Below are 18,617 nucleotides of genomic sequence, written 5' to 3' on the forward strand. Positions count from 1 at the left end.
TGCTATATGGATGACCGGGGAAGAACCCAGCGACCTGATCCGCAGCGTCTCCCGCGCGCTCCGCGTGCTGGAAGAGGTCTCGCGTGCCGACCGGCCGCTGTCGGTCAAGGTCATCGCCCGCCGATGTGGCCTGAACCTGTCCACGTCGTACCACCTCGTCCGAACCCTCTGCTACGAGGGCTACCTGCACCGGCTGCCCGACGGCGACTACCTGCCGGGCTCGCAGGTGGCCGAGCGGTTCCACGAGATGCTGGAGTCGTTCGAGCGGCCGCCGCGCGCCTCGGAGGTGCTGCGGCACCTGGCCGACGCCTCCGGCCACACCGCCTACCTGGCCCAGCTCGCCGACGATCGCCTGATGGTGGTGGAGGTGGCGGAGGGGCCGCGCTCGCCGTGGCTGGAGGACCTGCAGGCGGGCCTGGAGACGGCGCCGCACGCCACCGCGCTCGGCAAGGCGCTGCTGCTGTCCCTCCCGCCGCATGTCCGGCGCGGCGTGCTCACCGGGCACGGCATGCAGCGCTTCACCTCCGTGACCCCTTCGAGCGTGGAGGAGCTGGAGGAGGAGCTGGCGGGGCTGCGGCCCGGGCAGGTGGTGGAGGAGCACGGGCAGTTCAGGGAGGATGTGGCGTGCGCGAGCGCGGTCGTGCCGGGGACGCAGTGGGCGATCGGCATCTCGGCCCGCGGCCTGACCGTCCCGACGCCCGCCACCGCCCACCTGGCGCTCGCGGTCCGGGACCTGGCGGGGCCATAATCCGTTGCCCTCCGGTGCGGCTCTTCGCCAGGCTGGGCCGCATGAACATGCCCTACCGGCAGATCCGTGCCGCCTACACCGAGGAGTCGATCACCGTCTACCAGGCCTACGACGCCGCCATCGCCGGGCCCGCCGTGGCGGCGCAGCGGTTCGTGGCGCCGTTCAAGCGCGAGCGGATGACGTGGATCAAGCCGTCGTTCCTGTGGATGATGTACCGGTGCGGGTGGGCGACCAAGCCCGGCCAGGAGCGGGTGCTGGCCATTTCGCTGTCGCGGGAGGGGTTCGAGTGGGCGCTGGCGCACTCGTGCCTGAGCCATGACGACCGCCGCCCCGGGTGGTCGGACCGGATGCGGCGCAGTCCGGTGCGGATCCAGTGGGATCCCGAGCGCGGGGTGCGGCACCAGGCGCTGCCGTACCGGTCGATCCAGGTCGGGCTGTCCGGCGAGGCCGTGCGGCGCTACGTCGACGAGTGGACGCTGGCGATCATTGACATCACCGACCGGGTACGGGAGGTGCGCGCGGCGGTCGTGGCGCGTGCGGACGTGAGCGGCCTGCTGCCCGCGGAGCGGCCCTATCCCCTGCCCGACGAGATCCGAGAGACAATCGGGGCATGAGGGTGATCCTGTTCGGGGCGACCGGAATGATCGGGCGCGGGGTGCTCAGGGAATGCCTGCTCGACGACCGGGTGGACGCCGTGCTCACCGTCGGGCGCGCCCCGACGGGGGTCGTCCACGGCAAGCTGCGCGAGATCACCCACCGCGACCTGCTCGACCTCGCCCCGATCGAGGCCGAGCTGGCCGGCTACGACGCCTGCTTCTTCTGCCTCGGGGTCTCGTCGGCGGGCATGAACGAGCCGGACTACCGGCGGATCACCTACGACGTCACCCTGTCCGCGGGCCGCACGCTGGCCCGGCTCAACCCCGGCTCGACGTTCGTGTACGTGTCGGGCGCCGGCACCGACGCCCAGGGGCGCTCGATGTGGGCCAGGGTGAAGGGCGCGACCGAGAACGCGCTGCTGGAGCTGCCCTTCGAGGCTTACATGTTCCGGCCCGGCTACATCCAGCCGATGCACGGCGTCACGTCGCGGACCCGGGTCTACCGGCTGGCCTATGTGGTGACGCGGCCGCTCTACCCGATCCTGCGGCGGCTGTTCGCGTCGGCGGTCACCACGACGGAGCGCATCGGACGGGCCATGATCGCGGTCGCCGAGCGCGGCGCGCCCAAGCGCATCCTCGGCCCGTCCGACATCAACGCGCTGGCCGCCTAGTCGCTCAGCCGCCCCCGTCCCTGGGCGCCTCGTACCGGTGGACCCGGAATGCCGCGCCGAAGGCGATGTCGAACTCCAGCCTGTCGTGATCCGGCTGGAGGTTCCGCGCACTGGTGCACACCATGGTGGAATATCTCAGCGGGGTTGTGCGCTACCGTAGCCGTCAAAAGTTCAACAGTCATGGATGGTGACTAAAGTGCAGTTCGGAATCTTCAGTGTGGGCGACGTCACCACTGACCCCACCACGGACAGGACGCCGACGGAGCACGAGCGGATCAAGGCGATGGTGGCGATCGCGCTCAAGGCCGAGGAGGTCGGGCTCGACGTGTTCGCGACCGGCGAGCACCACAACCCGCCCTTCGTGCCGTCCTCGCCGACCACCATGCTCGGCTATATCGCGGCCAAGACGGAGCGCCTGATCCTGTCCACCGCCACCACGTTGATCACGACCAACGACCCCGTGAAGATCGCCGAGGACTTCGCCATGCTGCAGCACCTGGCGGACGGCCGGGTGGACCTCATGCTGGGCCGGGGCAACACCGGGCCCGTCTACCCGTGGTTCGGCCAGGACATCAGGCAGGGCATCCCGCTGGCCATCGAGAACTACTCCCTGCTGCACAAGCTGTGGCACGAGGACGTCGTCGACTGGGAGGGGCGCTTCCGCACCCCGCTGCAGGGCTTCACCTCGACGCCGCGCCCGCTGGACGGAGTGCCGCCGTTCGTGTGGCACGGCTCGATCCGCAGCCCCGAGATCGCCGAGCAGGCCGCCTACTACGGCGACGGCTTCTTCGCCAACAACATCTTCTGGCCGAAGGAGCACTTCATGCGCCTGATCCACCTCTACCGCCAGCGCTACGCGCACTACGGCCACGGCACCGCGGAGCAGGCCGTCGTGGGCCTGGGCGGCCAGGTGTTCATGCGCAAGAACTCGCAGGACGCGGTGCGCGAGTTCCGCCCGTACTTCGACGTCGCCCCCGTGTACGGCCACGGGCCGTCGCTGGAGGAGTTCATGGCGGAGACGCCGCTCACCGTGGGCAGCCCGCAGCAGGTCATCGACAGGACCCTCGAGTTCAGGGACTACTTCGGCGACTACCAGCGCCAGCTGTTCCTGATGGACCACGCGGGCCTGCCGCTGAAGACCGTGCTGGAGCAGCTCGACATCCTCGGCGAGGAGGTCGTGCCGGTGCTGCGCAAGGAGTTCGCCAAGGACCGCCCCGCCGAGGTCCCGGACGGGCCCACCCACGCGGCCCGCGTCCCCGCCACCGCCTGACCCATCGGAAAGGAGATCGACCAGATGAAGCTCGCCGTCGTCACAGCGGGGCTGACCCAGCCCTCCTCCAGCCGCCTGCTCGCCGACCGCCTGACGGAGGCCGTCACGCGCCAGGCTCCGGCCGAGGTACGCGTGATCGAGCTGCGCGACCTCGCCGTGGACATCGCGAACAACTTCGTGACCGGCTTCCCGAACGCCCGGCTGCGCGAGGCGATCGAGGCGGTGACGGAGGCCGACGGGCTCATCGCGGTCACGCCGATCTTCAGCGGCTCGTACAGCGGCCTGTTCAAGTCCTTCTTCGACGTGATCGACGACGGGGCGCTGGCGGGCAAGCCCGCGCTGATCGCCGCCACCGGCGGCACGGCCCGGCACTCGCTGGCGCTGGAGCACGCGCTGCGCCCGCTCTTCGCCTACCTGCGCGCCGTCGTCATCCCCACCGCCGTGTACGCGGCCTCGGAGGACTGGGGCGGCGCGGCCGACGCCTTCACGGACGGCCTCGGCCCGCGCATCGCCCGCGCCGCCGAGGAGCTGGCCGACCTGCTGCTGCACCGCAGGCCCAAGGCCGAGGCCGAGGAGGAGGTCGTCCCGTTCGAGCAGCAGCTGGCCGCGTTGCGGCCCTTGGGTTAGTTTTCACAACATGAGCCCCGTAGGTTGACTTATCGGAGTATGGTTCGTTAGGAAGCTTTCCTAACCTCCCTCTCCTCCAGGGGCTCATGTGCTGACCGCCACACTCCTGACCCTCTCCCTCGCCGTCACCGGCACCGGCCCGGCCGACCTCGATGACCCGCACAAGAAGGACATCGCCATGCAGCTGGTGTCCAGCGCGGAGAACTCCTCGCTCGACTGGAAAGCCCAGTACGGCTACATCGAGGACATCGACGACGACCGCGGCTACACGGCGGGGATCATCGGCTTCTGCTCGGGCACCGGCGACATGCTGGAGTTAGTCGAGCTCTACGCCGAGCGCAAGCCCGGCAACGTCCTCGCCAAATACCTCCCGGCCCTGCGCAAGGTGAACGGCAGCGCCTCCCACAAGGGCCTCGACCCGAACTTCACCAAGGACTGGAAGACGGCCGCCAAGGACACCGTCTTCCAGCAGGCCCAGAACGACGAGCGCGACCGCGTGTACTTCAACCCGGCCGTCAACCAGGCCAAGCAGGACGGGCTGCGCGCGCTCGGCCAGTTCGTCTACTACGACGCCATGGTCATGCACGGGCCGGGCAGCGACAAGCTGAGCTTCGGCGGCATCAGGAAGTCGGCCCTGGCCAAGGCCAAGCCGCCCGCGCAGGGCGGGAACGAGGTGACGTACCTGAACGCGTTCCTGGACGCCAGGAAGGCGGCGATGAAGGCGGAGGAGGCGCACGAGGACACGACGCGCGTGGACACGATGCAGCGCGTCTTCCTCAAGAACGGCAACCTCGACCTGAACCCGCCGCTGACCTGGAAGGTCTACGGCGACAGCTACACGATCAAGAAGTAGGGCCCGGACGGGCAGGGCGGCCCCCTGCCCGGCCCCCTGCCCGTCCCGGGCTGTCAGCGCTTGACGGCGACCACCGAGTACGGCGTGTCGGGGGCCGGGGTCGTCGTGAAGCGGGCGTTGGGCAGGTAGAGGCGTTTGCCGGAGGCGGCGACCGTCGTCGGGATGTCGAACCGCGGATCGGTCAGCCGTTTCACGACTTTTCCGGATGCGCCGTCGCGCGTCAGGTTGACGACGGCGATCGCGTTCAGGCGGTTCTGCACCGCGTACAGGGTCCGCCCCTCCAGCAGCAGGCCGTCGCCGTTGACGAGCGACTCGCCGCCCAGGTCCACCTCCGTGGTGACCCCGGAGGACGGGTCGACCTCGAACAGCTTGCCGGTGTTCGACTGGACGATCAGCAGCGACTCCCGGTCGGGGCTGGGGGCGATGCCGTTGGCGTTGTTGCCGGTCGTGTACTGGATGGCGCCGGACAGCGGGATCTTGACGGCCTCGCCGGGCAGCGCGCCGCCGCGCCCGAGCTCCAGCTTGTACAGGACGGGGTTGCGGGAGTCGGTGAAGTACGCCGCGCCCCTGGTGAGGATGACGTCGTTGACGAACGCCGGGTCGGCGGTCAGCTTGTACGACTTGACGACCTCGCCGGTACGCAGATCGATCACGCGGGCGTCGCCGCCGGCGCCTCCGGCCACGAACAGCCGCCCGCGCCCGTCGGTCTTGAGCCCGAGCGAGGGCGTGCCCGGGCCCTTGCTGATGACGGACCCCTCGCCGGTCCGCAGGTCGGCCCGGTAGATGTCACCGCTCGCCCGGGAGCCGAAGTAGGCGTACGGGCCAGGCCCGATCGCGATGCCCTCCGGCTGGAACCCGTTCGGCAGCGCGAACGTGTCGGGCTTCCCAGTGGCTTGCACAGTGGCCTGCGCGGGCACGCCGCTGAGCAGGACCACGACGAGGGTGCTGAGTGCGGTCTTCAGGATCGCGGATCTCATGCGGCCCACGATGCCCGCGCCCGCCGCCCGGGCAAAGCCTGAAGGCAGCCTTCACAGGGAGCTTTCAGCAAGGGGGGAAGGCCACCCGCACGCCGTGGGATCGCGCGGTAGGTTGGGGCACAAGCGAACAAACGGGGTTTAGACATGTCAAACGGTGCCCGTCATGTTCTGGGAGTGGTCGCGGGGCTGCTCCTCCCTCCGATCATCGCCGCGAGCCTCTGGTACGGCATCGGCGACCACCTGCTCAGATTCCAGTCGGCGTTCGAGCTGTCCTGGCTCGGGCTGTCCGCGATCGTGGCGTCGGGGATCGCGTTCGCGTTCCTGGCCGGCTCGCGGCTGTCGCCGATCGCCTCGCTGCTCGGCGGCCTGGCTTTCACCGCGCTCGGCGTCCTTCCCATCGTGGAGCTGCGGGGCGTGCGGGTGCTGCCCGACCACTGGCTGCCGAACGTCATGGAGCAGGGGTTCCGAACGGTGGCGGATTCGGGGGTGCTGCTGTTCCTGGGGGTGGCGCTGGTGATCGTCTCGCTGTTCCCGTCGCGGTGGCGGTCCTCGGGGAAGCAGGCCGTCTACGAGCCCGAGTACGGGCCCGCGCCCTCGCCGTACGCGTCGTACAGCGGACCGGAGGACGCCACGCGGCCGATGCATCGGGAATGAGGGACGCGTGGCCTGACAGAATGCCGCCATGCGCGACTCAAAGATCGTCGACTTCCTGACCGAGCTGGCCGACAGAGTGCCGGCGCCGGGCGGCGGCGCCACGGCCGCCCTGCACGCGGCCCAGGGCGCCGCGCTGCTCGGCATGGTCGCCCGCTACACGACCGGGGAGAAGTACGCCGGCCACGCCGAGACCGTCGTCGGTGTGATCGGGGAGACCGACACCCTGCGGGTCCGCGCGCTGCGGCTGGCCGAGGCGGACGCGGCGGCGTTCACCGCGGTCACGAACGCGTACCGGCTGCCCAAGGGCGAGGAGCGCAGCGCCGCCATCGCCCGGGCGCTGGCCGGCGCCGCCGAGCCGCCCGCCAGGGTGGTCGAGACCGCCACGCGGGTGGTCGAGCTGTGCGAGGTGCTGCTGCCGATCTGCAACCGCAACGTCGTCACCGACGTCGCCGCCGCCGCGGAGGCCGCCCGCGCCGCGCTCACCACCGCCCGGATCAACGTCGAGGTCAACCTGTCGGGCATCAAGGACGAGCGGATACGCGAGGAGCTGAAAGCCCGTGTCCACGGTGTGGACGCGGCCGTGGCCAGGGCAGACTGGGTGACCGCCGAAGTACGCGAGGAGATCAACCCGTGAGAACCCTGACCGGGAAAGAGCTGGCCGCCGCCATCAGGGCCCAGACGGAGGCCGAGGCCGCGGCGGGCCCGCAGCCGCGGCTGGCCGTGGTGGTGGCGACGGACGACGAGGCGAGCCTGTGGTACGTCAGGTCGATCGCCAAGGCGGCGGCCGGCGTGGGCATCGCCTGCGACCTCGTCGATCTCGGGCCCGAGGCCGCGCCCGAGCGGATCGGCGAGACGCTGACCAAGCTCAGCGCCGACGCCAACGTCCACGGGCTCATGCTGCAGACCCCGCTGCCCGCGGGCGCCTCCGCGCAGCGGCTGGCCGCGGCCATCGACCCGCGCAAGGACGTCGACGGCGCCAACCCGCTCTCGCTGGGCCGGCTCGCCGCCGGGCTGCCCGCGTTCCCGCCCGCCACGGCTGCGGCCGTGATGGCGCTGCTCGACCACTACGAGGTGGAGCTGGAGGGCCGGCGGGCGGTGGTGGTCGGGCGTTCGACCGTGGTGGGCAAGCCGCTGGCCCACCTGCTGCTCGACCGGAACGCCACGGTGACCGTCTGCCACTCGCGCACTCGGGACCTGGCCTCGGTCACCACTACCGCCGAGGTGCTGGTCGCGGCCGTGGGCCGCGCCGGGCTGATCGGCGCCGGGCACGTGGCGCCGGGCGCGGTGGTGATCGACGTCGGCACCAACCCCACGGACGACGGCGGGCTGGTCGGCGACGTGGACTTCGACGCGGTGTCGGAGGTCGCGGGCGCGCTCACGCCCGTCCCGGGCGGGGTCGGCCCGGTGACGACCGCGCTGCTGCTGCGCCACACGGCCAGGGCGGCGAACCTCCCGTGAACGAACAGATCCTGATCGTCCAGAACAGCAGGAGCGGCGGCCCCAGCCGGCTGGGCGGCTGGCTGGAGGAGGCCGGGCTGAAGCTCGACGTCGTCCTCGCCCACGAGGGCGCTCCCCTGCCCGGCCGCCTCGACCACGCGGCCATGATCATGCTCGGCGGCGGCTACCTGCCCGGCGAGGACGACCGGGCGCCGTGGCTGGCCGACGCCCGGCGGCTGGCGGGGCAGGCACTGGAGGAGGGCGTGCCCTTCTTCGGCATCTGCCTGGGCGGGCAACTGCTCGCGGAGGTCGCGGGCGGCGAGGTGACCGCCGACACCGGCGCGCCGGAGAACGGCAGCCTCCCCCTCACGATCCGGCCCGAGGCCGCGGGCGATCCGCTGTTCCACGGGCTGCCGGAGGTGGTGCCCGCGATCGAGCACCACAAGGACGCGGTCACCCGGCTGCCCAGCGGGGCCGTCTGGCTGGCGGAGACGGGCGCCTGCCCGTACCAGGCGTTCCGGGTGGGCGAGCGGGCCTGGGGCGTGCAGTTCCATCCCGAGGTGCTGCCCGCGCGCATCCGCGAGTGGTCGCCGGACGGGTTCGACCCCGAGGAGGTCTACGCGCGGGCGGTGGCGGACGAGCCGGTCTCCACGCCGATCTGGCACCGGGTCACCACCCGCTTCGCCGCGCTCACCACCGGGCTCTCCACCGGGCTCTCCACTGGGCTCTCCATTGGGGCGCCCGAGGGGGTCAGCGCGCGTACGAGTCCCAGCCGAGCTTGACCGCCACCGCCAGCCCGCAGGCGGCCGCCAGGTAGCGCAGGCTGTTGCCCGGCAGCCGGCGCGCGATCCTGGGCCCGATCCACCCCCCGAGCAGAAACCCGGCCGCCAGCGGCGCCGCGGCGGCCCAGTTCACCGGCCCGAACAGCGCGAACCCGAGCGCGGCCACCGCGTTCGCCAGCCCGGACATCACGTTCTTCATGGCGTTCAGCTTGGCCGCCGGGTGGTCGAACATGAGGGCCAGCACGGCGAACACCATCAGCCCTCCGGCCGCGCCGAAATACCCCGTGTAGATCGTCACGGCGAACAGCGCCACCCGCCCCAGCACGCCGTGCTCGCCGTGCGCCCGCCCCGACGGCGGCCTGACCAGCAGCAGCGAGGCCATCGCGATCAGCCAGGGCGCGATCAGCTCGAACGTCCTGGCCGGGGTGACCAGCAGCAGCAACGCGCCGGTCGCGCCGCCGACCGCGGCCACGGGGCCGAGTTTGAGCACCCGGGCGCCCTCCCCGGCCAGCTCCGGCCGCGATCCGGCGGCGGCGCCGATGCCGGTGAAGACGAGGGCGACGGTGTTGGTGACGTTCGCGGTGAGCGGGGGCAGGCCGAACGCCAGGAGCGCCGGGTAGGAGACGATCGAGGCGAGGCTGACCACCGTGCTCACCACTCCGGCCGCCACCCCGGCTCCGAGCAGGCCGAGCGTTTCTCCGACGATCACCCGGTTATGTTAGTTGTTGTCCGTTTTATCCCCTTGAGGCGGGGCCTCCCGCCAGCGCTCGGGCGGTGGCCTGCCAGATCGGGGTGGCGGGGTTGATGACGTCGAAGTGGTCGCCGGGCATTTCGAGGTAGGTCACCTCGTCGCCGGCCTCCTCGGCCGCGCGGGCGTAGCGGCGGCTGAAGTCGACCAGGTCCAGGTCGTCGGCGGCGCCTTGGACGACGAGCTGGCGTACACCGAGCGGGAGCCGGAGCAACGGCGAGGCGTCCGCGTACGGCGGCACCGCCACCTGGCCTTCGGGTGCGCGCCCGCCCAGGGCGGCTCCGACGGCGCCGGTCCCGACCCACCGCCGGTCGCCTTCCACAAGATCGAGCACCCCGGCGAGCGACACCACCATCACCACCCGCACCCCACCCACCGCACGAGCCCCACCGTCCGCGCAAGCCCCACCGTCCCCGCGAGCCCTGTCCACCGCGTGAGCCCCACCGGCCTCGCGAGCATCCGGTGCGTGAGCCTCACCCGCCGCCGCTTGGGCGCCGCCGGTGGCGGACGCCTCGCCGGCCACCGCGTCCGCAACCGCGCGGAGGGCGAGTTGGGCGCCTGCCGAGTGGCCGGCGACGGTCACCCGGGTGAGGTCCAGCGCCACCGTCCGATCGACGCCCGCCGGAAGCGCGCCCGAGGGGAGCAGGTCCGGCGGGAGCGCGTCCGGCGGGAGCGCGTCCGGCGGGAGCGCGTCCGAGCCGTGCGGCGCGGCGTGCGCCGTCGCGAGGGCGGACAGTCCCGCCGCCACGTCCGCCGTCGTCGCGTCCCAGCCGTGCAGATCCGGCCGCCGGTATTCGAGGTTCCACACCGCGAGCCCGCGCCCGACCAGGTCGGCGCAGAGCGGCCCCATGATGTCGGCCGCCCAGATCGACCGCCAGTACCCGCCGTGGATCAGCATCACCACGGGCGGCTCGTCCGCGTCCGGAAGGTACAGCTCGCCCCATTGCTCCGGCAGCGGCCCGTACGCGATCCGCCGCGACGGATGCCGTACCCGGTGCACGGCATGGCGGATCCCCCAGGCCAGCCCGCCGACGCCGCGCCCGTGCAGGTGGGTGGCGCCCTCCCCGGCCGTCACCCCGTCGGCGCGCTCGACGTCCACCCAGACCACCGCCCCGAGGTCCCGCCCGATCAGCGAGCGCACCTCGGCCGAGGGCCCCGGCAGCACGACCACACCGCCCGCCCCCTCCGGCGAGGACGGCGACGACAGCAGTGAGAGGACGTGAGAGGCGTCGCGGGCGTGGACGAGCGTCCCGGAGACCCCCGCGGCGGCGAACTCGCGGGCCGCGATCTCCTCCAGCAACCCCGCGTCGGCCACCACGCCGGGGCCGACGACCACCAGCACCTCGATCATGAGCCTGACCCTACGCGTACTAGCTTAGGCCGGGTGCAGGTACAGCAGCTTCACCCATGGCCCACCACCACCGCCGCGGCCGAGGCCGTCCAGGACCGGCTCCGCGGACGCGTCGAGCTCACCGGCCCCGCCGACTTCTCCCTGGTCGCGGGCCTGGACGTGCACTATCACGGCGACGACGACCTCACGGCCGCCGTGGTCGTCCTCGACGCCGGCACGATGGCGACGGTGGAGGAGGTGACGGTGCGCGGGCGGGTGGCGTTCCCGTACGTGCCGGGGCTGTTCGCCTTCCGGGAGCTGCCCGCCCTGGTGGAGGCGCTCGAACGGCTCACGGTGACGCCCGACCTGCTGGTCTGCGACGGGTACGGGCTGGCGCACCCGCGCGGCTTCGGCCTGGCCTGCCACCTGGGCGTGCTGACCGGCCTGTCCGCGCTCGGCGTGGGCAAGACGCCCTTCGTCGGCACGCACGAGCCGCCGGGGCCGGAGCGGGGCGACTGGGCGCCGATCGTCCACGAGGGCGCCGTCGTCGGCCGCGCGCTGCGCACGCAGCGGGAGATCAAGCCGGTGTACGTCTCCCAGGGCCACCGCATCTCCCTGGACACGGTCACCGACCAGGTCCTGCGGCTCGCCCCGCGCTACCGCCTCCCCGACCCGATCCGCCGCGCCGACCACCTGGCCCGCCACCCCGGCTGATGCCCGCGCCGACCACCGGCCCTCAGCCGGGCTGATGCCCGAACCCACCGGCCCTCACCCGGGCTGATGCCCGAACCCACCAGCCCGGCTGACCCCCGCCGTCATCGCGGGCGCCAGGCCCAGACGAGGAGCCAGACGCTGAGCCCGAAAAGCGTCATCCCGAGCGGTACGTGCACCGCCAGCACGCCCGACCCGCCCAGCGCGGACTGGACGAAGCCGAGCAGCAGCACCGTCAGGCCGACCAGCGCGGGCCAGCCCGGGCCCCGGCCGGGCCGCCACAGCAGGACGGCCGCGACGAGCTGCAGCAGCCCCAGCACGTGCACGGCGAACGCCCCCATGCCGTGCGAGCCCGCCCCTCCCCCGCTCATCAGCTGCCCCGCCGTCACGGCCTGCGCCAGGACGGACAGCGTGTTGAGGACGACCACGGCCTTGAACGCGGTCACGTACCCGTTCCCCTTGGCGACCTGGGTTACCACTGGATCTCTCCTTCGACCTGGTTTGAGGTCTCCAGGATCTTGCCGGGCCCGCCGGAGGGCATCCGCCGCTCGTCGTCATCCCCGATACACCGCCGGTCGTACGGCTCAGACGCCCGAATAGGCCACCGGGGGGAGCACGGCCTGGGCGTCGGCGCCGCCGAACCAGAGCCCGATCATGAACGCGGCCGTCGCCTCCAGCAGCACGGCCCGGTCGAGCCCGCCGCCGTCCACCGGGGTGCAGCCGAGGTCGGCGACCAGCGTTCGCACCGCTGCCAGGGCGGCCGGGTCGTCACCGCACAGCGGCACCGCCAGCGGCCTGCCGTCGAACACCGGCGGTGTCAACCGCCACACGTCCACGTGGCACAGGTTGAACGCCTTCACCACGTGCCCTCCCGTGAGGTCGCGGATCAGCGGGGCGATGGGGCGGGCGGGGTCGTACGGGCCCTCGGCGTTGGCCACGTCGATGACGGGCTTGCCGCGCAGCGCGCCGCCGGCGGACTCGAGCACGCCGGCCAGCCCCGCCTGCCTGACGGCCACCATCACGACCTCCCCGAACGCCGCCGCCTCCGCCCAACTCCCGGCCCGCACGCCCACCACCTCGCCCCGCGCACCCGCCGCCGCCGCGCCCGCCACCTCGGCCCGCGCGCCCGCCACCTCGGCCGACGTGCGGGCCGCCTCGGCCGTCATCGTCGCGGCCCGGGCCGCGCTCGCGGACGCGTCCCTGCCGCTGATCATCACCTCGTGCCCCGCCCTGGCCCACTGCGTGCCCAGGGCGTCCGCCATGCCGCCCGCCCCCAGGATCCCGATACGCATGTTCGTCCTCCGTCGTATGAACTGGTAAGTAGAAGGACTGTAGAAAGCCCGTCACACACCATTTGGTGACTAACGGAGGCCTCGTTGGGGTTCATCGCCGACTGCCAGGCCCGGCTGGCCTTCGACCTGCTGGCCAACACCTGGAACGCGGTCGTCCTGTGGGCGCTGCGCCACGGCCCGCGCCGGCCGGGGCGGCTGCGCGAGGAGATCGGCGGCATCAGCACCAAGGTCCTCACCGAGACGCTGCGCCGCCTGGAGTTCAACGGCCTGGTCACGCGCCGCACGTACGCGGAGGCCCCGCCCCGCGTCGAGTACGAGCTGACCGACCTCGGCCGCACGCTCCTCGCCCCGATCGAGGCGTTCGGGGCGTGGGCGCACGACCACGCCGACGAGGTCATGGCCGCGCAGGACCGCTGGGAGACGTGAGAGCTTTCTAATATACGGAGCGTTACTGGATCACTACCCTGGGTAGCTAGACGACGGTTGTTCATTACCGTCTCCCAGGAGGTTCTATGCTTTTCTCCCCCCGTAGGATCGCCGCCGTCGCGGCCCTCGCCGGTGGCCTGACCCTGCTCTCCGCCCCGGCCTCCTACGCCGTGGTGGATCCTCTCGCCCTGGTCCCCTGCCTGGCCGAGGCCGGCGCCGGCGCCACGACGCTGATCGACCCGACCGCCCCGGCCGTGCCGGCCGAGGTCCCGGCCGTGAGCTGCTTGCAGCCCTGACCGGCTCAGCCTGGGCACGTCCCCGGCCGATCCGGTTATCCGGGCAGGCGGCGCGGCGAAGCCGGCCGCGCCGCCCGCCACGGTGGCCCGATCAGTTCCCCCTGCAGCGCAAGCCCAGTCCATCCGATAGCGCAGAGCAGCTAGGAGATCCTTTGAAGGTCCGCGTCCTGACCGCCGTCGCCGCACTCGCGCTGGCGGGCGCCCTACCCTCCATCGCTTTCGACAAGCTCACCACCGACCCGCCCATCGTGCGCGTCGAGACCTGGGTCCAGCACGTCAACGTCTTCACGTCCTAGTGCGGCTCGCGCAGGTGCCCGTGGCCGACCCTCCACCGGAGTCACGGACCATGTCTGGTTATGTCGGCTACTTCATGTTCCTCAGCCGGTGGATTCAGGCGCCGCTCTACATGGGGCTGATCCTCGCCCAGATCGTGTACACGTGGCGGTTCATGCTGGAGTTGCTCCATCTGATCGAGCTCGGCTTCGGCGGCTCACCACCGGAGACCACCGTCATGCTGATCGTCCTCGGCCTCGTGGACGTAGTCATGGTCTCCAATCTGCTCATCATGGTCATCATCGGCGGCTACGAGACGTTCGTCTCCCGAATACGCATCGACGGGCACCCCGACCAGCCCCAATGGCTTTCCCACGTCAACGCCAACGTGCTGAAGGTCAAGCTGGCCATGGCGATCATCGGCATCTCGTCCGTCCACCTCCTGCAGATCTTCATCAACGCGTCCAGACCGACCATCACCGACCGGGAGCTGCTGTGGAAAACGCTGATCCACCTGACCTTCGTGGTCTCGGCGCTGACGCTGGCGCTGATCGACCGCATCATGGCGGGCGCGCGGCGCGACGCCGAGACGAACGGGGGCGAGCGGCAGTCGACCCTGAAGCAGGAACGGGTCGCCGCCTAGCCGGGGCGCTCCGGTGAGGCGGCCGGCCGTCATCGTGACGATCGCGGTGTTCGTGTGCTCGCTCGCGGGCGCCGCGCACGCCGAGGGCGAGGCCGCCAGGCCGAGCGGTCCCCCGCCGCTGATCGGCAACGTGACCATCTTCAACGACGAGATCATCGAGCCGGTGTCGCTGCCCGTGAGCACCTGCGGGTCGCTGCTCCCACTGCTCGGCAAGTCGCCCACCACCTGCAAGGGCGCCTCGCGGGTGTCGGACGACGACGCCTGACACCGTACGTGCCCGCCTGCGGGGGCGGGCGGGCACGTACGAATCCTCAGCCGTACAGCTCCTCCAGCACCGCGGCCACGCCGTCCTCGTCGTTGGACAGCGTGCGGCGCTCGACCGCGGCCAGCACCAGGTGGTGCGCGTTGGCCATGGCGTACCCTGCGCCCGCGTAGGCGAGCACGGCCAGGTCGTTCGGCATGTCGCCGAAGGCCACCACCTCGCCGGGCGCGATCCCCCGCTCCCGGCACAGCACGTCGAGCGTGCTCGCCTTCGTCACCCCGGCAGCGCTGATCTCCAGGAGCCCGGTCCCGCCGGAGTGCGTGACCTCGGCCAGCCCCTCGATCCCCGCCATGACGGCCGCGATCATCTCGTCCGCCGTGCTGGTCTGCGACTGGGCGAGCAGCTTGATGATGGGGTCGTCGCCGTCGAAGACAGAGCTCACCTCGCGGAGGTAGGCCAGGTCCTCCACGATGCGCCTGGTGTAGGCGGCCTCGGCGAGCACGCCCCGGCCCGTCTCGACGGCCAGGCCGACCCCGGGCAGGGCCGCGGCCAGGGCCTGCGCGACCTTGTTCGCCGCCGTCCGGTCCAGGAGATGGCTGGTGACGACCGCGTCGGTGGCCAGGTCGTACACGATCGCGCCGTTGCTGCAGATCGCGACGCCCGTGACGCCCGCCTGCTCGGCGATCGCGCGGATGCCGCGCGGCGGCCTGGCGGTGACGAAGACGATCTCGGCCCCGGCCGCGCGGGCGGCCTGAAGGGCCTCTCGGGTGCGAGGGGTGATGGCACGTGAGGAGTTGAGGAGGGTGCCGTCGAGGTCGGTGGCCACAAGGCGGGGGAGGATGCCGGCGCTCATGGTGCCGATTATGCCGATCTTTCAGATCCGCATCTCGGACGGGAGCCGCCCGGCCGCGTTCGAGATCTCCAGGCCGAGGAGTTGCCCGGCGTCGCCGAAATCAAGAACGACATTCGCCACTTCAACCTGACTTACAACCTCTTCTGGCGCTATTTCGTGCTTCATCGCGATATAGGCGATATCTCGGAGCTTGTCCAAGCTCACGTACACCGTCTGCGGCCGCTGCCCCGACGGCGCCTCGTCCCAGCTCAGCAGCCCCTCCTTGGCCTCGTGCGAGCCCGCCAGCGCCGCCCGCAGCATGGCCAGGGCCAGCTCGATCGCCTCCAGCGAGTCGACCCCGGTGACCTTCCGCTCGTGCTCCCACCCGTCGAGCCCGTCGATCCGGTACGGGCACGACCAGTCCCCCGTCGGCTCTTCGTAAGGAACGCCGACCGTGACGGTGACATCACGCGGCGGATCGGTACGCAGCACCAGCACCCGATGGGCGATCTCGTACATATAGCCTGATCTACCCCCGGAAAGCCACTTGAAGGCCCGATCCCATACCGGCGCCGAAGTAAGCATTCCTGGCCACGGCCGCCGCAAGCTAGGCTGCGTACGGTCATAAGGGGGCCCTTGAAATGAACGAGTCATTCGGGACGCGCCTTCGAGCCAGGCTCGACGAGTGCGGGCCGCTCTGTGTGGGCATCGATCCGAGCCCGGCGCTGCTGCACGCCTGGGGGCTCGACGACTCGCCCGCCGGTCTGGAACGCTTCAGCCGCACGGTCGTCGAGGCTGTCGGCGACGTGGCGGCCCTGGTCAAGCCGCAGTCCGCCTTCTACGAGCGCTGGGGCAGCCGCGGCATCGCGGTGCTGGAACGCACCATCGCCGACCTGCGCGAGGCCGGGACGCTGGTGCTCCTCGACGTCAAGCGGGGCGACATCGACAGCACGATGGCCGCCTACGCCGAGGCCTACCTCGACCGGGGCAGCCCGCTGGCCGCCGATGCCGTGACGCTGAGCCCGTACCTCGGGTTCGGGTCGCTGGAGGGCGCGATCCTGTCGGCCCTGGCCAACGACGCCGGCGTCTTCGTGCTGGCCCGCACCTCCAACCCGGAGGCGGCCCCGCTGCAGCGGCTCGTGGCCGACCAGGTGCTGGCCGGGGTCGCCGCAGCGAACGCCGGGCACGAGCCGCTGGGGCCCATCGGGGTCGTGATGGGGGCCACGCTGCCCGAGCTGGAGCACTCGCTGGACGACCTCAACGGCCCCATCCTCGCGCCGGGGCTGGGCGCCCAGGGAGCCTCTCCCGCCGACGTGGCGCGGCTGTTCGCCTCCGTACGGCACGCCGTCGTGCCCTCGGTCTCCCGGGCGGTCCTGGCCGACCCCAAGCGGCTGCGCTCCCGTACGCTCTACTTCCGCGACGAGTGCGCGGCCCACCTGGACGCGAAGATCACCACCACGACCTGATCAGGCCGGCACGGAGGCCAGCACGCGGTTGACGGCGGCCAGCACGGCGTGCGCCGAGGCGGTCAGGACCGAGGTGTCCTGGGCCGCGCCCCAGCTGGTGACGCCGTCGACGCGGGCCTCCACGTAGGCGATCGCGAGGCTGCCCCGGCCCGGGTCCAGGGCGTGCTCGGCGAAGTGGAGGATGTCCACGTCGATCCCGTCGTCGCCGAGCGCGGCGGTCAGCGCGGACAGCGGCCCGTTGCCGGTGCCGCGCAGCCGGCGCCCCGACGTCAGCGTGCCCTCGAACTCGTGCACCCCCGGCGCCGTCTCCCTCGTGCTCCACTCGGCCAGCGCGCCGGTCTCCCCCGGGGCCAGATAGGTGGCGTGGAAGAGCTCCCACAGCTGCTCGGCCGTGATCTCCTCGCCGCTGCCGTCGGTGGCCCGCTGCACGACCGAGGAGAAGTCGATCTGCAGGCGGCGGGGCAGCTCCAGCCCGTAGCGGGTGCGCAGGAGGTAGGCGATGCCGCCCTTGCCCGACTGACTGTTGACCCGGATGACCGCCTGGTAGCCGCGGCCCACGTCGGCGGGGTCGATGGGCAGGTACGGCACCTCCCACGGCGCCTGCTCCGGCGGCACGCCCAGCTCGGCGGCCCGCTTGGCGTGGTGGGCCAGGCCCTTGCCGATGGCGTCCTGGTGGGTGCCGGAGAAGGCGGTGTGGACGAGGTCTCCCGCGTACGGGTGGCGCTCGGGCACGGGCAGCCGGTTGCAGTGCTCCACGACCCGGCGGATCTCGTCGATGTCGGACAGGTCGAGCATGGGGTCCACGCCCTGGGTGTGCAGGTTGAGCGCGAGGGTCACCAGGTCCACGTTGCCGGTCCGCTCGCCGTTGCCGAACAGGCAGCCCTCCACCCGCTGGGCGCCGGCCAGCACGGCCAGCTCGGCGCAGGCCACGCCGGTGCCGCGGTCGTTGTGCGGGTGCACCGAGAGGATCACCGCGTCCCTGCGGTCGAGGTGGCGGTGCATGTACTCGATCTGGTCGGCGTACACGTTGGGGGTGGCCACCTCGACCGTCGCGGGCAGGTTGTGGATCACCGGGCGGTCCGACGCGGCGTCCCACAGGGCCGTCAGGTCGTTGCAGACCTCCAGCACGTAGTCGGGCTCGGTGAGGTTGAACACCTCCGGCGAGAACTGGAAGCGCACGTCGAGGCCGTCCGCGAGCCGGGCGATGTGCCCGGCGGCGTCCATGATCAGGCCGCGCAGCTCGTTCCTGTCGTGGCCGAGCACCACGTTCCGCCAGGTGGGGGCGGTGGCGGTGTAGAGGTGCACGACCGCGCGGGGCAGGCCCTCGATGGCGGCGAACGTCCGCTCGATCAGGTCCTGCCTGGCGGCCGTGAAGACGACCACGGTCACGTCCTCCGGCACGACGCCGGGCTCGGCCAGGTGGCGGACGAAGTCGAAGTCGAGCTGACTGGAGGAGGGGTAGCCGACCTCGATCTCCTTGAACCCCATGCCCGTCAGCAGGTCGAACATCCGGCGCTTGCGGGCCGGGTCCATCGGCTCGGCCAGCGCCTGGTTGCCGTCGCGCAGGTCCACGGGCACCCAGAGCGGGGCCCGCGTGATGCGCGCGGACGGCCAGTCGCGCTCGGTGAGCGGCACCTCGACGCGCTCGTGGGCGGGCCGGTAGCGGTGGTAGGGCATGGTGCTGGGACGTTGACGGTTCCAGGCGTACACGGACGGCGTCATG

General features: G+C 71.9%; 25 protein-coding genes. 17 read left to right on the forward strand and 8 right to left on the reverse strand.

Annotation, left to right across the window (positions count from 1 at the left end; translation table 11 throughout):
* The first annotated feature begins 10 nt into the window (after positions 1–10).
* The 6 genes from AB0J87_RS35350 (at position 11) to AB0J87_RS35375 (ending at position 4,765) form a co-directional block, all read left to right on the forward strand.
* Positions 11–748: a helix-turn-helix domain-containing protein gene (locus AB0J87_RS35350; RefSeq protein ID WP_363972241.1), complete on the forward strand. Its 738-nt coding sequence runs from the start codon at positions 11–13 to the stop codon at positions 746–748.
* A 41-nt stretch (positions 749–789) separates the two neighbouring features.
* The gene (locus tag AB0J87_RS35355) at positions 790–1,362 is read left to right on the forward strand and encodes a DUF4291 domain-containing protein (protein WP_363972243.1); all 573 of its coding nucleotides are present in this window, start codon (positions 790–792) and stop codon (positions 1,360–1,362) included.
* Complete coding sequence (locus AB0J87_RS35360; RefSeq protein WP_363972245.1) at positions 1,359–2,015, forward strand: epimerase; 657 nt, start codon at positions 1,359–1,361, stop codon at positions 2,013–2,015. The genes AB0J87_RS35355 and AB0J87_RS35360 overlap by 4 nt, the downstream gene beginning before the upstream one ends.
* Before the next feature lie 196 nt (positions 2,016–2,211).
* Positions 2,212–3,285: an LLM class flavin-dependent oxidoreductase gene (locus AB0J87_RS35365; RefSeq protein ID WP_350727094.1), complete on the forward strand. Its 1,074-nt coding sequence runs from the start codon at positions 2,212–2,214 to the stop codon at positions 3,283–3,285.
* Positions 3,286–3,309: 24 nt separating this feature from the next.
* A complete protein-coding gene (locus tag AB0J87_RS35370; protein ID WP_363972247.1) occupies positions 3,310–3,912 on the forward strand; it encodes an FMN reductase in 603 nt (200 codons plus the stop codon).
* A gap of 88 nt (positions 3,913–4,000) precedes the next feature.
* Positions 4,001–4,765, forward strand: coding sequence for a chitosanase (locus tag AB0J87_RS35375; protein ID WP_350727092.1), 765 nt, complete (start codon positions 4,001–4,003; stop codon positions 4,763–4,765).
* A 53-nt stretch (positions 4,766–4,818) separates the two neighbouring features.
* On the opposite strand, the gene AB0J87_RS35380 is transcribed toward AB0J87_RS35375, so the two are convergent.
* A complete protein-coding gene (locus tag AB0J87_RS35380) occupies positions 4,819–5,742 on the reverse strand; it encodes a superoxide dismutase (RefSeq protein ID WP_363972249.1) in 924 nt (307 codons plus the stop codon).
* A gap of 144 nt (positions 5,743–5,886) precedes the next feature.
* On the opposite strand from AB0J87_RS35380, the gene AB0J87_RS35385 reads away from it, so the two are divergent.
* From AB0J87_RS35385 to AB0J87_RS35400, 4 genes are read left to right on the forward strand one after another with little or no spacing between them, the layout of a single operon-like run.
* A complete protein-coding gene (locus AB0J87_RS35385) occupies positions 5,887–6,396 on the forward strand; it encodes a hypothetical protein (RefSeq protein WP_363972251.1) in 510 nt (169 codons plus the stop codon).
* A 28-nt stretch (positions 6,397–6,424) separates the two neighbouring features.
* On the forward strand, positions 6,425–7,030 hold the full coding sequence (locus AB0J87_RS35390) for a cyclodeaminase/cyclohydrolase family protein (RefSeq protein WP_363972252.1): 606 nt from the start codon (positions 6,425–6,427) through the stop codon (positions 7,028–7,030).
* Positions 7,027–7,854: a bifunctional 5,10-methylenetetrahydrofolate dehydrogenase/5,10-methenyltetrahydrofolate cyclohydrolase gene (locus AB0J87_RS35395; RefSeq protein ID WP_363972254.1), complete on the forward strand. Its 828-nt coding sequence runs from the start codon at positions 7,027–7,029 to the stop codon at positions 7,852–7,854. The genes AB0J87_RS35390 and AB0J87_RS35395 overlap by 4 nt, the downstream gene beginning before the upstream one ends.
* The gene (locus AB0J87_RS35400; protein WP_363972256.1) at positions 7,851–8,615 is read left to right on the forward strand and encodes a type 1 glutamine amidotransferase; all 765 of its coding nucleotides are present in this window, start codon (positions 7,851–7,853) and stop codon (positions 8,613–8,615) included. The genes AB0J87_RS35395 and AB0J87_RS35400 overlap by 4 nt, the downstream gene beginning before the upstream one ends.
* On the opposite strand, the gene AB0J87_RS35405 is transcribed toward AB0J87_RS35400, so the two are convergent.
* On the reverse strand, positions 8,584–9,324 hold the full coding sequence (locus AB0J87_RS35405; protein WP_355198315.1) for a sulfite exporter TauE/SafE family protein: 741 nt from the start codon (positions 9,322–9,324) through the stop codon (positions 8,584–8,586). The genes AB0J87_RS35400 and AB0J87_RS35405 overlap by 32 nt on opposite strands.
* Before the next feature lie 25 nt (positions 9,325–9,349).
* Positions 9,350–10,714, reverse strand: coding sequence for a hypothetical protein (locus AB0J87_RS35410; protein WP_363972258.1), 1,365 nt, complete (start codon positions 10,712–10,714; stop codon positions 9,350–9,352).
* A 33-nt stretch (positions 10,715–10,747) separates the two neighbouring features.
* Between AB0J87_RS35410 and AB0J87_RS35415 the strand changes: the two genes are divergently transcribed.
* The gene (locus AB0J87_RS35415) at positions 10,748–11,407 is read left to right on the forward strand and encodes an endonuclease V (protein WP_363972260.1); all 660 of its coding nucleotides are present in this window, start codon (positions 10,748–10,750) and stop codon (positions 11,405–11,407) included.
* Between the two features lie 101 nt (positions 11,408–11,508).
* On the opposite strand, the gene AB0J87_RS35420 is transcribed toward AB0J87_RS35415, so the two are convergent.
* Both AB0J87_RS35420 and AB0J87_RS35425 read right to left on the reverse strand, forming a co-directional pair.
* Complete coding sequence (locus tag AB0J87_RS35420) at positions 11,509–11,883, reverse strand: hypothetical protein (protein WP_363972262.1); 375 nt, start codon at positions 11,881–11,883, stop codon at positions 11,509–11,511.
* Positions 11,884–11,988: 105 nt separating this feature from the next.
* Positions 11,989–12,696, reverse strand: a complete 708-nt coding sequence (locus tag AB0J87_RS35425) for an NAD(P)-binding domain-containing protein (protein ID WP_363972264.1) — start codon at positions 12,694–12,696, stop codon at positions 11,989–11,991.
* 84 nt (positions 12,697–12,780) lie between these two features.
* Here AB0J87_RS35425 and AB0J87_RS35430 point away from each other — a divergent pair, with 84 nt between their 5' ends.
* The 5 genes from AB0J87_RS35430 (at position 12,781) to AB0J87_RS35450 (ending at position 14,599) form a co-directional block, all read left to right on the forward strand.
* Positions 12,781–13,122 carry a helix-turn-helix domain-containing protein gene (locus tag AB0J87_RS35430; RefSeq protein WP_363972265.1) on the forward strand — a complete coding sequence of 114 codons (342 nt, stop codon included), beginning with the start codon at positions 12,781–12,783 and terminating at the stop codon, positions 13,120–13,122.
* Positions 13,123–13,208: 86 nt separating this feature from the next.
* Positions 13,209–13,418, forward strand: a complete 210-nt coding sequence (locus AB0J87_RS35435) for a hypothetical protein (RefSeq protein WP_363972267.1) — start codon at positions 13,209–13,211, stop codon at positions 13,416–13,418.
* Between the two features lie 152 nt (positions 13,419–13,570).
* Positions 13,571–13,714 (forward strand): hypothetical protein, encoded by a 144-nt coding sequence (locus tag AB0J87_RS35440; protein ID WP_185077192.1) that lies wholly within the window; start codon positions 13,571–13,573, stop codon positions 13,712–13,714.
* Between the two features lie 50 nt (positions 13,715–13,764).
* On the forward strand, positions 13,765–14,334 hold the full coding sequence (locus AB0J87_RS35445; protein ID WP_355198303.1) for a TIGR00645 family protein: 570 nt from the start codon (positions 13,765–13,767) through the stop codon (positions 14,332–14,334).
* A gap of 13 nt (positions 14,335–14,347) precedes the next feature.
* On the forward strand, positions 14,348–14,599 hold the full coding sequence (locus AB0J87_RS35450; RefSeq protein ID WP_350727078.1) for a hypothetical protein: 252 nt from the start codon (positions 14,348–14,350) through the stop codon (positions 14,597–14,599).
* A gap of 46 nt (positions 14,600–14,645) precedes the next feature.
* Here AB0J87_RS35450 and AB0J87_RS35455 read toward each other — a convergent pair whose 3' ends face one another.
* Positions 14,646–15,449, reverse strand: coding sequence for an HAD family hydrolase (locus AB0J87_RS35455; RefSeq protein WP_363972269.1), 804 nt, complete (start codon positions 15,447–15,449; stop codon positions 14,646–14,648).
* A 21-nt stretch (positions 15,450–15,470) separates the two neighbouring features.
* Entirely contained in the window at positions 15,471–15,947 is a 477-nt protein-coding gene (locus AB0J87_RS35460; RefSeq protein WP_363972271.1) for a DUF2283 domain-containing protein, read from the reverse strand.
* Between the two features lie 122 nt (positions 15,948–16,069).
* On the opposite strand from AB0J87_RS35460, the gene pyrF reads away from it, so the two are divergent.
* Positions 16,070–16,894 carry an orotidine-5'-phosphate decarboxylase gene (gene pyrF / locus AB0J87_RS35465; RefSeq protein ID WP_363972273.1) on the forward strand — a complete coding sequence of 275 codons (825 nt, stop codon included), beginning with the start codon at positions 16,070–16,072 and terminating at the stop codon, positions 16,892–16,894.
* On the opposite strand, the gene AB0J87_RS35470 is transcribed toward pyrF, so the two are convergent.
* A complete protein-coding gene (locus AB0J87_RS35470; protein WP_363972275.1) occupies positions 16,895–18,616 on the reverse strand; it encodes a 2-isopropylmalate synthase in 1,722 nt (573 codons plus the stop codon).
* Position 18,617 lies beyond the last annotated feature (1 nt).

It is taken from the genome of Nonomuraea sp. NPDC049625 (genome assembly GCF_040675285.1).
GTDB classification, from domain to species: domain Bacteria; phylum Actinomycetota; class Actinomycetes; order Streptosporangiales; family Streptosporangiaceae; genus Nonomuraea; species Nonomuraea angiospora_A.

What these genes read in the sequence shown, in the direction of transcription:
- AB0J87_RS35350 (WP_363972241.1), top strand. Translation starts at nt 11, where the DNA reads ATGACCGGGGAAGAACCCAGCGACCTGATCCGCAGCGTCTCCCGCGCG.
- AB0J87_RS35355 (WP_363972243.1), top strand. Translation starts at nt 790, where the DNA reads ATGAACATGCCCTACCGGCAGATCCGTGCCGCCTACACCGAGGAGTCG.
- AB0J87_RS35360 (WP_363972245.1), top strand. Translation starts at nt 1,359, where the DNA reads ATGAGGGTGATCCTGTTCGGGGCGACCGGAATGATCGGGCGCGGGGTG.
- AB0J87_RS35370 (WP_363972247.1), top strand. Translation starts at nt 3,310, where the DNA reads ATGAAGCTCGCCGTCGTCACAGCGGGGCTGACCCAGCCCTCCTCCAGC.
- AB0J87_RS35380 (WP_363972249.1), bottom strand. Translation starts at nt 5,742, where the DNA reads ATGAGATCCGCGATCCTGAAGACCGCACTCAGCACCCTCGTCGTGGTC.
- AB0J87_RS35385 (WP_363972251.1), top strand. Translation starts at nt 5,887, where the DNA reads ATGTCAAACGGTGCCCGTCATGTTCTGGGAGTGGTCGCGGGGCTGCTC.
- AB0J87_RS35390 (WP_363972252.1), top strand. Translation starts at nt 6,425, where the DNA reads ATGCGCGACTCAAAGATCGTCGACTTCCTGACCGAGCTGGCCGACAGA.
- AB0J87_RS35410 (WP_363972258.1), bottom strand. Translation starts at nt 10,714, where the DNA reads ATGATCGAGGTGCTGGTGGTCGTCGGCCCCGGCGTGGTGGCCGACGCG.
- AB0J87_RS35425 (WP_363972264.1), bottom strand. Translation starts at nt 12,696, where the DNA reads ATGCGTATCGGGATCCTGGGGGCGGGCGGCATGGCGGACGCCCTGGGC.
- AB0J87_RS35435 (WP_363972267.1), top strand. Translation starts at nt 13,209, where the DNA reads ATGCTTTTCTCCCCCCGTAGGATCGCCGCCGTCGCGGCCCTCGCCGGT.
- AB0J87_RS35445 (WP_355198303.1), top strand. Translation starts at nt 13,765, where the DNA reads ATGTCTGGTTATGTCGGCTACTTCATGTTCCTCAGCCGGTGGATTCAG.
- AB0J87_RS35455 (WP_363972269.1), bottom strand. Translation starts at nt 15,449, where the DNA reads ATGAGCGCCGGCATCCTCCCCCGCCTTGTGGCCACCGACCTCGACGGC.
- AB0J87_RS35460 (WP_363972271.1), bottom strand. Translation starts at nt 15,947, where the DNA reads ATGTACGAGATCGCCCATCGGGTGCTGGTGCTGCGTACCGATCCGCCG.
- pyrF (WP_363972273.1), top strand. Translation starts at nt 16,070, where the DNA reads ATGAACGAGTCATTCGGGACGCGCCTTCGAGCCAGGCTCGACGAGTGC.
- AB0J87_RS35470 (WP_363972275.1), bottom strand. Translation starts at nt 18,616, where the DNA reads ATGACGCCGTCCGTGTACGCCTGGAACCGTCAACGTCCCAGCACCATG.